Origin of the sequence: Streptococcus sp. HMSC063B03 (assembly GCF_001836965.1) — a bacterium.
Classification (GTDB): Bacteria; Bacillota; Bacilli; order Lactobacillales; family Streptococcaceae; genus Streptococcus; species Streptococcus pneumoniae_F.
Map to the genome: position 1 here is coordinate 600 of NZ_KV831056.1, position 12846 is coordinate 13445.

At 39.3% G+C, this 12846-nt stretch carries 7 protein-coding genes; 1 reads left to right on the plus strand and 6 read right to left on the minus strand.

The annotated features are described in order from the left end of the window. The 5 genes from HMPREF2628_RS08120 to HMPREF2628_RS08140 form a co-directional block, all read right to left on the minus strand. A partial coding sequence (locus HMPREF2628_RS08120; RefSeq protein ID WP_142350515.1) for a mucin-binding protein occupies positions 1–3697 on the minus strand: 3697 nt, incomplete at its 3' end. Between the two features lie 250 nt (positions 3698–3947). Then, positions 3948–5291, minus strand: a complete 1344-nt coding sequence (gene asnS / locus HMPREF2628_RS08125; protein ID WP_020902243.1) for an asparagine--tRNA ligase — start codon at positions 5289–5291, stop codon at positions 3948–3950. Positions 5292–5307: 16 nt separating this feature from the next. Continuing rightward, positions 5308–6486 carry a pyridoxal phosphate-dependent aminotransferase gene (locus HMPREF2628_RS08130; RefSeq protein WP_070842862.1) on the minus strand — a complete coding sequence of 393 codons (1179 nt, stop codon included), beginning with the start codon at positions 6484–6486 and terminating at the stop codon, positions 5308–5310. Continuing rightward, on the minus strand, positions 6483–6971 hold the full coding sequence (locus tag HMPREF2628_RS08135) for a cell wall elongation regulator TseB-like domain-containing protein (protein WP_070842863.1): 489 nt from the start codon (positions 6969–6971) through the stop codon (positions 6483–6485). Before HMPREF2628_RS08135 ends, HMPREF2628_RS08130 begins: the two co-directional genes overlap by 4 nt. Positions 6972–7262: 291 nt before the next feature. Next, positions 7263–8459 carry an MFS transporter gene (locus HMPREF2628_RS08140; RefSeq protein WP_070842864.1) on the minus strand — a complete coding sequence of 399 codons (1197 nt, stop codon included), beginning with the start codon at positions 8457–8459 and terminating at the stop codon, positions 7263–7265. A gap of 415 nt (positions 8460–8874) precedes the next feature. Here HMPREF2628_RS08140 and HMPREF2628_RS08145 point away from each other — a divergent pair, with 415 nt between their 5' ends. Beyond that, complete coding sequence (locus tag HMPREF2628_RS08145; RefSeq protein WP_070842865.1) at positions 8875–9423, plus strand: NADPH-dependent FMN reductase; 549 nt, start codon at positions 8875–8877, stop codon at positions 9421–9423. Between the two features lie 235 nt (positions 9424–9658). Here the strand turns inward: HMPREF2628_RS08145 and HMPREF2628_RS08150 are convergent, their stop codons facing one another. Further along, positions 9659–12595 (minus strand): SIALI-17 repeat-containing surface protein, encoded by a 2937-nt coding sequence (locus HMPREF2628_RS08150; protein WP_070842866.1) that lies wholly within the window; start codon positions 12593–12595, stop codon positions 9659–9661. Positions 12596–12846 lie beyond the last annotated feature (251 nt).

Here is a 12846-nt window from a genome sequence, read left to right on the forward strand (position 1 = left end):
CTAATTCATATCCTTTGTTTTCAAGTTCTTTGATTTTCGCTTTTACATCAGCCTCTTTTGTAAGTGGTGTATCTGAGTCACCTTCTTCAGTAATAGCATCAACACCTGGAATTGGGTTTCCTTTTTCATCTACGAAAGTTGTTTTAGCTTTTTGAGTATCTTTTACGTAGTTAATCGGCGTACTTTGAGTTGGATCGTTTGGAATATCTGGAATGACATATCCTTTAGTTGGATCTTGTGGATCTACTGGTTTAAGTGGTTGTCCATTTCCATCTTTTGGAGTCATACCTGGTACGTATGGTAATACCGGTTTATCAGTTCCTGGTTTTGTTGGATCATCTGGATTATTCGGATATTTGATTGGGTTTGTTGGTTGTCCCGGGATATTTGGTACCCATGATCCTAGTGGTTTGTATGTTACTACTTCTTTAATATCTTCAGAATCACCTGTTACATTTACCACCGCAACACTTGCTTTGTCAGCTAAGTATCCTTTAACTACTGGTGATTTAACTTCAGCTAAGTCTTGTGCTGGTGTCCAGTCTCCGTATGTAACTTCTCCTGTTACCAAGTTCACTTTTGCTTCACGTGTGAATTTAGCTTCTTGTGTTACTGTTTTTGGTGTTCCATCTTCATTTAATACTGGAGTTCCATCTTCGTACACATAAGTGATTGTACGTGTAACAGTTTTGTTTAGATCTTTTTCTTCCAAGCCAGCTGGGTATTTAGGTCCATCTGGGTTATTTGGATCTACTGGAGTTCCTGGTGTTTTTGGTTGATCTGGTGTTACTGTAACTTCTTTTTGTTTAAGTGTCACTTTGAACTCTTGATCTGTATCTTTATCCGTATCGAACTTACCACCTTCTGGGTATGTATTAGATACTAATTCATATCCTTTGTTTTCAAGTTCTTTGATCTTAGCTTTAACATCAGCTTCTTTTGTTAATGGAGTTTCTGATCCACCTTGTTCAGTAATTTCAGCTACCCCTGGAATTGCATTTCCTTTTTCATCTACAAATGTTGTTTTCGCTTTTTGAATTGCTGTATATTTAACAACATATTCGTAATCTTCATCTGTAGCTGTTGTTGCTTGTACTGGTACTTTTTCAACACTTGCGATGTAACCTTCTTTTTGTGGTACTGCAAGTTCTGGAAGATCAGTACTTTGACCATTAGTTCCTTTCCAGTTAATATAAACTGGTTTGTCTTCAGAGTTAATTACCGCTTTACCTTGTGCAGTTAACTTGATTGAACCTGTGTAACTTACAGTTTGTTTTTGTGATGGGAATACATCAGTACCCGCTAAGCCTGCAACATTGTCAGCGTATACAAATTTAATTGTACGGTTTACTTCTTCTACTTTTGTTTTCTTAACATAATCATACTCTGCTGGGGTAACAAATGCAGATCCATTTATACCTTTAGCTTTTAATTCTTCTTCAGAATATAAATCTCTTGCTCTTGTCTTCGTAACACTTAGTGTACCTTTTACGTTTTCAGGAGGAAGATCTGCAAGAATGTATTCTTCTCCGTTAACTTCTTTAACTAAGTCTACGTGATCATTACTTACATCATATTTGTTTCCAAGTACATTAGTGTAATCTTTTGAACCATCTTCACTTAAAGGAATATTCCCCGTATATCTTGTTGGTTCAAAACCTATAACTTCACCTGTCACTAAATCTTTGAATGTTCTAACAACAGCACCTGTTGGTGGCTCACCTTGAACTTTACCATCACCTTTAACACTCCAACCGTTTGGCACTGTAGTTATAACATCTTCTTTCTCACCGTTAATAGATTCTCCACCTGATACAGTAAGAGTTGCTGCAGTTTTATCGTTTCCTACATAACCTTGTTTAATTAATCCATTTTCATAAGTAATATTAGAATATTCACTTGTTAGAGTTTTGTCTTTTATTACTTTTTCAATACCTAAAGATTGAAGAGGCATAGAGACTATAGAATCTTCTTGAATAGTTCCTTCTGTAACAGTAAGTTCTAATTCCGTTGGTGAAATTAATCTAGGTGTTAATGTAAAACCAGTATCTCGACCATCTTGTAAAATCCATACATTGTTTTCATTAGCTCTAGCATTAGACCAACGGTTTTGCGGACGATATGTAATACTATCTCCTTTATTAGGGTTAATAGTAGACGCTGTATTTAATCCATTTACAAAGTTAGAACTTCCTTCAAGTTCTTTGAATTCAGTAAAATCTGCATTTGGAAGTTTGATTGTAAATTTAGATCCTACTCCATAACGAACATCTGAATCAGTTTTTAATACGATTGAATCACTTCTACCTATTTGCTCATTGTTAAGGTATGTCAATCCATTGTTTTCACTTAGTGATGCACTAGTACCTTGTTTTTGATAGCTAGGTTGTTGACCTTTTCTTGTATAAGTATGTTCCAGAACTGTACGCCCATCAATTTTAATAGTCGCTGTATACGGAGTGTCTTTTGAAATTTGTGGAGCTAAATATCCATCACCCGATAAATTACTCGCTCCAAACGACACATTCGGATAGTCTTTTACTTTATCGTTCCACTCGATGTTGTAAGTATATGTTCCAGTTTCGTTAGCTACCGCTGGTTGCTCAGCAACACGTTGGTCATAAGTCATACCACGTTGTGTACGTTGTGCCCAATATGGTACAGATTTATTATTGTTGTTTCCTGTAGTTGTTTTAAAGTCGATAGATTTAACTTTACCAACTACTGTTCCATCAGTCGCTCTGATTTCCGTATTATTTGCCAAACCAGCACCTAACTCAGCTAAGTTAGTAAGTTCAATTTTTGTAATAGAACCTGCTTTAAGAGTTGATGTACTAATAGTAGTATCAAATCCCCATCCTGTAGGAGCCGTATTATCTGCATTCATATCAACATAAGCGTTTGTTACAGCTTTAACTGTTTCTCCATCTTTAAAAACATCTTTACCTGTAATTTTTGACGCAGTAGCAGCTAATACCGATTCTACTTTACCTGCATGACCCGCACGTTTCATTTCAGCATAAACTGCTTCAATTGCGGCAGAAAGACGGTTCACTTGAGCTACCATTTGGTCTTTAGAAGCATCAGATGAAAGCAATCCTTTAGACGCTACTGCTTCAAGCTTCACTGTAGCAATTGCAGCTGATAACTTTTGTTTAGATGCTTCATCTTTCACTTCTTTATCTGAGAAGTTTGAGGCTACTGTTGCCATAACATCAGCTTCTGAAGTCAATTGAGTAAGAACTGTTTTAACATCGTCTTGTGCTTTTTCTGTTGCAGCTTTTTCAGATGTTTCTTTGTTAGTTTTTTCTTTGTCTGCTTCTTTTTTATCAGCTTGCTCTTTATCAGATTTTTCTGTTGCAGCTTTATCGGTAACTTCTTTTTCTGCTACAGGTTTAGCTTCAGTTTTAGCATCTTCTTTTACTTCAGGTTTTTCATCTGCTTTTACAGCATCAATCTTTAATTCAGGAAGTTCTTCAACAACGGGTGTTGTTGAACCAGAATCAGATTTCTGTTTATCAGAATTTGTAACTTCTGTAGCCTTTGCAGAATCAGTGTTTGTCTCATCAGCTTTAACAGCATTTGCTCCTAAAAGAAGAGCAGTCCCCAAAAGAACACTAGCCGCACCAAAACTATACTTACGAATAGAAAAGCGCTGGGCTCTTCTACCATGGTATTTTTCCATTCTTGAATACATGTTTTCTCCTTATTTATATATATGTTAATTTAGAATAAGGTTGAAGTCATCAGTTTTCCCTTCCTCTCCTGCTAAAGAACACCTTCTTTAACGAAACCACAACACAATACTCATCATCCAATTTTACCATATGTTTTTAACATCAGTCAACCAAAATGTTCTATATATTCTCGCTTTTTGTATAATATTTTTGTACCCAAAATACAAAAAGAAGGAATTACCCTTCTTTTTATTATAATAACTTTTTTATTTACGGTTTGATACGGTGCAACATACGTGGGAATGGAATGGCTTCACGGATATGTTTTGTTCCTGCTGCGAAGGTTACCATACGTTCGATACCGATACCAAATCCACCGTGTGGGACTGTACCGTATTTACGAAGGTCAAGGTAGAATTCATACTCTGTACGGTCCATACCAAGTTCATCCATTTTAGCTACAAGGGCATCATAGTCTTCCTCACGCATAGACCCACCGATGATTTCTCCATAGCCTTCTGGAGCAAGCAAGTCTGCACAAAGCACACGCTCTGGATTCCCAGGAACTGGTTTCATGTAGAAGGCCTTGATGGCTGCTGGATAGTTCATGACAAATGTTGGCACACCAAAGTGATTTGAAATCCACGTTTCGTGTGGTGAACCAAAGTCATCACCATGCTCAAGATGTTCGTAGTCAGCGTCTTCATCATTCTCATGCTCTTGCAAGAGGTCAATGGCTTGATCGTAAGTGATACGTTTGAATGGCTCTGCAATGTAGCGTTTCAAGAGCTCTGTATCACGTTCCAAGGTTTCCAAGGCTTGAGGGGCACGGTCAAGAACACCTTGAAGAAGGGCTTTTACATAAGCTTCTTGCAAGTCAAGTGACTCATCATGTGTCAAGTATGAGTACTCTGCGTCCATCATCCAGAACTCAGTCAAGTGACGGCGCGTTTTTGATTTTTCAGCACGGAATACTGGACCAAAGTCAAAGACACGACCAAGAGCCATAGCACCTGCTTCTAGGTAAAGCTGACCTGATTGGCTCAAGTAAGCTGGTGTTCCGAAGTAGTCAGTTTCAAAGAGTTCAGTTGAATCTTCAGCTGCATTTCCTGAAAGAATCGGGCTATCAAACTTCATGAAGCCGTTCTTGTCAAAGAACTCATAAGTTGCATAGATGATAGCGTTACGGATTTGCATCACCGCTACTTGCTTACGAGAGCGTAGCCACAAATGACGGTTGTCCATCAAGAAGTCTGTTCCGTGTTCTTTTGGTGTGATTGGGTAGTCTTGAGATTCACCGATCACTTCGATGTCTGTGATATCCAACTCATAGCCAAACTTAGAACGTTCATCTTCTTTGACAATACCTGTCACATAAACAGAAGTTTCTTGGCTCAAGCGTTTGATGACATCAAACTTCTCAAGTCCCACTTCTTCACCAAATTTTTCTAAAAAGTTTGGTTTAAAGGCCACACCTTGGAAGAAGGCTGTCCCGTCACGCAATTGCAAGAAGGCGATTTTCCCTTTTCCTGATTTGTTGGCAACCCAAGCGCCAATCGTCACTTCTTGACCAACATAGTCTTTTACATCGATAATCGTTACACGTTTTGTCATTATTTTTCCTTTTCTTTTATTTTTCCATAAATGCTTTCAAGCGGTTAACTGCTTCTTTAAGCGTGTCTAGGTCTGTCGCATAGCTGAGGCGGACATTTTCTGGCGCTCCAAATCCAGCTCCTGTGACCAAGGCTACTTCAGCTTCTTCTAGGATAGCGGTTGTAAATTCTGTCACATCCGTATAGCCTTTCATCTCCATTGCCTTTTTGATATTTGGGAAGAGGTAGAAGGCTCCTTGCGGTTTGACCACTTCAAATCCTGGCACCTCAGCAAGAAGGGGATAGATGGTATTGAGACGTTCCTCAAAAGCCTGACGCATGCTTTCCACCGTATCTTGCTCGCCTGATAGAGCCTCAACTGCTGCATACTGGGCTACTGCTGACGGGTTTGAAGTTGTTTGACCTGCAATCTTGGACATGGCAGCGATAATGTCTGCTTCTCCAACGGCATAGCCAATACGCCAGCCAGTCATAGCATAGGTTTTAGACACACCATTGATAACCACTGTTTGCTTGCGAATCGCTTCTGATAGACTAGAAATAGGTGTGAACTCATGGCCATTATAGACCAAGCGCCCATAGATATCGTCTGCTAGGATGAGAATATCCTTTTCTACAGCCCAGTTCCCGATTGCTAAGAGTTCCTCACGGGTGTAAATCATACCTGTCGGATTAGATGGTGAATTCAGCACCAAAACCTTGGTCTTGTCTGTGCGAGCTGCTTCTAACTGCTCTACAGTCACCTTAAAGTGATTGTCTTCCTTAGCAGGAACAAAGACTGGCACACCCTCTGCCATCTTAACCTGATCTCCATAGCTGACCCAGTAGGGGGTTGGGATGATAACTTCATCACCTGGATTGACCACAGCCATAAAGAAGGTATAGAGAGAATATTTTGCTCCTGCAGCTACTGTCACTTGATTTGGCGCTACAGAATAGCCATAAAAGCGCTCAAAGTAGGTATTGACTGCTGCCTTGAGCTCTGGCAGGCCTGAGGTTACTGTATAAAAAGAAGCACGCCCCTCTTGAATCGATGCAATGGCGGCATCTTGGATATTTTTTGGAGTAGTGAAATCTGGCTCACCCAAGGTTAGAGACAAGATATCTCTTCCCTCAGCCTTCAGTGCTTTGGCACGGGCTCCAGCAGCCAAGGTCACACTTTCTTCCATTTCTAAAACACGGTTGGATAGTTTCATAGGCCCTCCTTATTGACCAATGCTCCTGTTTCAAAATCTACTAGATAAAAATCAGAGCCTGACTTGACTTCCCAGATTGGCTTGTCTTGATAACGACCAAAGGTAATCTTGTCAATCTCGCCAGCTCCTTTTTCCTTAGAAAGAGCTTCTGCTTTTTCTTGTGAAACACCCTGATTTAGCTGATAAACGTAAATCTTATGGTCATCTTTACCAATCAGGACAGCAAGTGATTCTTGCTGTTTATTACGACCAAGAACGCTGTAATAAGATTCCAAGCCATTGTATAAATCAACCTGATCAGCCTGCTCTAATCCTGCATACTGCTGAGCTAATTTTTCTCCTTCACTTTTAGCTGTTTGATAAGGTTTCATACTAAGAGAAACCAGATACAGAAAGGAAGCACTGATAACCACAAACAAAATCGTCATCCCTAGACCATACTGCCACAGTAGATTATTTTTTGCTTTATTTTGTCTTGTTTTCACTCGTCTATTTTACCATCTATTGGGCTTTATTACAAGTGAATGCAAGAATACTCTTCGAAAATCAAATTCAAACCACGTCAACGTCACCTTGCCGTACCCAAGTACTGTCTGCGGCTAGCTTCCTAGTTTGCTCTTTGATTTTCATTGAGTATAAGAAACCAATTCTATTTCTTCCTTCAAAGTAAACCGATTTTTCTTGTTTAAAACCGAGAGAGAAAAGCATAGACACAAGCGAAATCACCGTATTAAAAAACCTGAGCTTGCACTCAAGTTTTCAGAAATTCTTTTAATCTATGGAATCATTTTATCATCTATTCTTTTAGCCATTTTTCCTAAAAAGATAGTCAGTAGAAGGCTAATCATGACTAAAAAGGATCCTAGATAAAGAAATGTTACTACAAAGCCTAAATTGTCAATCAACCAGCCTGTCAGTGGGAAGAAGACAATCATACTTAGACTAAACATCATAGAGTAGACACTCAGCATGGTTGCCCTTACTTCACTTGGGAGCCGCTCTTGCAAATCATTATCAAAAATCGGCTGAAAAAGAGCATATAGAGCATTACTAATCAAATAAACCAAAATATAGATTAGAGGTGTTCCAAAGTAGGACAGCAGGTAGGTAACTCCAGTCAGCAGGACGAGGACAGGGAAAAGCTTCAAGGCGGCATATCTCTTTCCAATCTTACTCGCTAGATAGACTGCGACGATATTCAAGAGACTTCCAAGTAGCATAACTGCTGAAATTTGCCAACTACTTAAATCTGGTAACTGATTTTGATAGTAAAAATAAAACATGCACATGAGTGTACCAACAATCTGAGACAAAATCATCCAGTTGAAGAGCATGGGATTTCGCTCCAACTCTTCCTTAACAGTCCACATAATCTGTTTCATGGTCACACTATCAGTTTTTTCTAGCTTGACACTGGGCTCTTTCAGCATCCAAATCAAGACAAGAACTATGATAGAAGTGGCAATCATGATATAGTAGGTCAGGTGCAATTGACCATGGACAAAAAATCCCGCCAACACTGTCCCCAAAGAACGAGTTCCTTCTGCTACTCCTGACATGAAACTTGAAATGGATAGATAGCGCTCCTTTAGCCCAGCCTCTACAGCCGAGTCATAGACCATTGCTGCGCTTGTTCCTGAATCAAAATTATAAGACAAGGCACTTATCGCCATAGCTAGCGCATAAATCCAAAAATTTCCCTGCCCAGCCAACATAAGAATAGAAGACACAATCCCTGCTATTCGACTTAAATAAAGGTTGGTCTTATAGGAATAGCGGTCAGCTAACATACCAGATGGAATTTCACAGAGAAGACTGGTCATATGAAAAATACTCTCCAGAAGTCCAATCTGCCAAAGAGACATTCCGTTTTGACTGAGAAAGAGAATCCAAAAACTGGTAATCCCTAGAAATGCAAAAAACTCAACTCCGGCCATCAGGCCAATATTTTTCCGATAATTTCTTATTAACATCTTTTCTCCTTAACAAGTGTATTATTTCTTTTGTCCGTCACTTGTTAATCTTTGCCTTACATGATCTCCACCCCTTTTAGAAGCATTCTTCAATGCCATTATTGTTCCTTTAATGATTTATGAAATGATACCGGAAAATAGCTGTTCTGCGGTTTCTATTGCTAGTTTTCTTGTTTATTTTAGCACTTATGTCATTATATTACAAGAGAATATTGGAATACTCCTATAAAATCAAAGAAAACTAAAATCCAAAAAATAGTTCTTACTTTTCCAGTGACAACTGACTAGAGTTTCAGCAATTTTATAATTTTCAAATAAACTCTGAGCAAATTTCTTGCAAGTCCTTTTGTTTTGTTGTAATATATTTTATAACAACGAGAGAGTTCTCGGAAATTTAAGAAAAAGGAGACACATCATGTCTAAAAAAGTATTATTTATCGTTGGATCACTACGCCAAGGTTCTTTCAACCACCAAATGGCCCTTGAAGCTGAGAAAGCACTTGCTGGTAAAGCAGAAGTTAGCTACCTTGACTATTCATCCATTCCTCTCTTCAGCCAAGATTTAGAAGTTCCAACTCATCCAGCTGTAGAGGCTGCTCGTGAAGCAGTTCTCGCTGCTGATGCCATCTGGATTTTCTCTCCAGTCTACAACTTCTCTATCCCTGGTACAGTGAAAAACTTACTTGACTGGTTATCTCGTGCCCTTGACTTGTCTGATACACGTGGCGCTTCTGCCCTTCAAGACAAGTTTGTCACAGTATCATCTGTAGCCAATGCAGGTCACGATCAACTCTTCGCTATCTACAAGGACCTCTTGCCATTTATCCGTACACAAGTCGTTGGGGATTTCACTGCTGCACGTGTTAACGACTCTGCTTGGGCAGATGGAAAATTGGTTCTCGAAGAAACAGTCCTAAACTCACTTGAAAAACAAGCTCAAGACTTGGTCGTAGCAATTCAATAAAAAATAAAGAATTTTTAAAAGTCTAAATCAATTATCGCCACCTCATAGGGTGGCTTTTTTAGACTCTATCAAGATTCTCAGACAAACATCAGCCATCCAAAAAAACCTTGAGCGTTACCACTCAAGGTTTTTAGCAGTCTTTTCCATCATGGAAAATCGTTCTAAGAATATTCTTTCATTCGAGATCTATCACTTATCATCTTCTTTCGAGAAATTAGTGACTGCTTGTTGCTGATTAATCTTCTTTTCTTCGACCTACATATAGGCTCAATAGAATACCGCTACCTAAAAGAACAGAGATATAATCAGATTGGCTTCCAGTTTCTGGTAATTTGTCCCCATGTTTTTCTTTACCTGTAGTTGGTACTACTGGGTTAGAAGTTAATGGTGTTACCGGTTGAACTGGTACATTTGGATTTGGTTGTGTTGGAACTTCAGGAATGTTTGAAGTTGGTTTGTCATTGACTTCTGGCATACCAGGTACTCCGCCATTAAATTCTGGAATTTCATGAACTGGAGGTGTTGGCATTCCTGGAACTTCTGGATTAGGAAGTTCATTGACTTCTGGCATACCTGGTACTCCACCATTGAATTCTGGCAATTCATTAACCTCTGGTATTCCTGGAACACCACCGTTGAATTCTGGCAATTCATGAACTGGTGGTTCTGGCATTGCAAACGTTGGTCCTTCTGGCACATTACGTGTTGGAGGAACTGGTTTGTCATTTGATGGTGTTACTGGTTTGCCTTGGCAACCACATTTACCATCTTTTCCGTCCTTACCATCTTTGCCGTCGCGACCATCACGTCCATCTTTAACAACTGTTTTTGTCACAGTTCCATCAGAATTGATGATTGTGATTGTATGACTACCATCTCCATTATCTTCAACAGAAACTTTTGGTGATTTACCATCTTTACCGTCTTTAATCACCATTTCTGTCTTACTTCCATCTGGATTAGTGATTGTAACAACATGAGTTCCATCGTTATTATTTTTAACAGTTACAGTTGGTGAAACGCCATCTTTACCGTCGCGACCATCTTTGATAATAGATTTGTATTGACGACCATCAGAATCTATGATTGTTAATGTGTGAGTTCCGTCTCCGTTATCAACGATATTCGCTTTTGGTGATTTACCATCAAAGATTGTAGTTGTAGTTTCTTTACCATCAGCTCCTGTTACTTTAATAGTGTGTGAACCATTGTTGTTATCAATAACTTCAAGTTTTGGTTCTTTACCATCACGAACTGTAGTTGTTGTAGTTGTACCGTCTGAGTTCACAACTGTGATAGTGTGAGTTCCATCTCCGTTATCCACAACCTTAGCAGTTGGTGATTTACCGTCACGAACTGTGGTTTCAGAAACAGTACCATTACCGTTTTCTACACGAATTGTGTAAGTACCATCATGGTTATCTCTAACTGTTGCTACTGGTGATTTACCATCTTTAATGATTGTTTCAGTAGTTGTTCCATCACCATTTAGAACTGAGATCTTATGTGTTCCATTCTGTTCGTCAGTTATTGTAACTTTTGGTGATTTACCATCACGAACTGTGGTTTCAGTTGTCACACCTTCTGGATTTGTAATAACGATTGTATGACTTCCGTCTCCATTATCACGAACAGATGCGGTTGGAGTACGTCCGTCAACACCGTCACGACCATTCTTAACAACAAACTCATTCTTCGTTCCGTCTGGGTTAGTGATTGTTACTCTGTGGCTTCCATCTGGATTTTCTGTTGTAGTTGCTGTTGCAGCTTTACCATCTTTACCATCTTTGATGATAGCATTCGTAACATTGCCATCTCCATCCGTAACTTTAACAGTGTGAGTTCCATCGTTGTTATCAGTCACTTCAACTTTTGGAGTCTTACCATCTTTACCATTCTTAACAACTGTTTCTTTAGTTGTTCCATCTGGATTTGTTACAGTGATTGTGTGGCTTCCATCTGGATTTTCTGTTGTAGTGATATTGGCAGTTTTACCGTCTTTACCATCTTTAACTTTAGTTGTTGATTCAGAACCATCAGGGTTTCTAACAGTAATAGAGTGTGTTCCATCTCCATTGTCCGTTACATTTACAACTGGTGATTTACCGTCTGCTCCATTAGCTCCGTTTTCACCTTTTTCGCCTTTGTCGCCTTTTTCACCGGCTACTCCTTGAGGTCCACGGATATTACCAATCTTGTTCCAAGAACCATTTTCTTTCTTGTAAACATCACCTGTATTGGCGTCGATATAAGTATCACTGTCTTTACCATCATTAGCAGTTGGGGCAGTAACTCCACTTAGTAATTCAGCACCGTTACGTCCATTTGTACCAGAAGCTCCATCTGTACCATTACGTCCATTTGTACCATTCAAGATATCACTTGTACCAATTAATTCATCCACACCTGGATCGTATTTACCGTTACCATTATTATCATAGTATGCTGTAATACGAGTACCATTTACTGGTTGTGAATCTGTTGCATCTGTAGTTGTTGGTTGTACTGTTTCTGATGACTCAGTTGCACTTCTATCTTCATCTGGTAATGCTCTTCTATTTCTTGCACTTCTTGATGTTCCAGAAGGTTGTGAATTAGAAGTTGATCCAGCACCTCTTCTAACTGCTTCCACCAATGCATTTAAGTCAATAGTTGGTGTACGGCCATCTCTACCATTCTTACCATCTTTTACTGTAAAGGTTACTGGATCTTTACCTGGTGTTGTGATAGTTACAAGAGTGCTTTGACCATCTTGTCCACGTTGAGTAGTGATTGTAGGAGTTTGGCCATCCTGACCGGTTGCACCAGTTTCTCCCTTAGCACCATCTTTAACAAAGACTGTAGTTGGTTGTGAACCATCATGGTTATCAACAGTGATTTCTACACCTTTATGACCGTCTTCATCCTTACGAACAGCTGTTACTGTTGGAGAGACTCCGTCCACTCCATCTTTAATAACTGCAAGAGGTTTTTCAGGGTTCAATGGTTGACCTGGATGTGCTGGATCTTCTTGGTAAACTTTAGTTTCTTTACCATCTTTGACAGTAAGCAATGATTTACCATCACGTCCGTCCGCACCTTTAGCACCATCTTTAATCATTTCAGAACCTAGAAGTTCATCAGTTCCTGGAGTATACTTACCATCATTGTTTTCATCAGTATAGAATGTCACAATTGTATGAGATGGATTGCCGTTTTGTCCTTCGACACGAAGCAAATCAACTTTTGGAGTTTTACCGTTCAGACCATTTTCTCCGTCCTTAACATTTACTGTAACTGGATCTTTACCTGGAACAGTGAATGTAATGTCGGTACTATGACCATCTTTACCTGGAGTTACAGTTACTTCTGGAGTCTTACCATCTTCTCCACGTTCACCTTTATCACCCTTAGGTCCCTTGATGTTGCCTTCTTTGTCCCAGT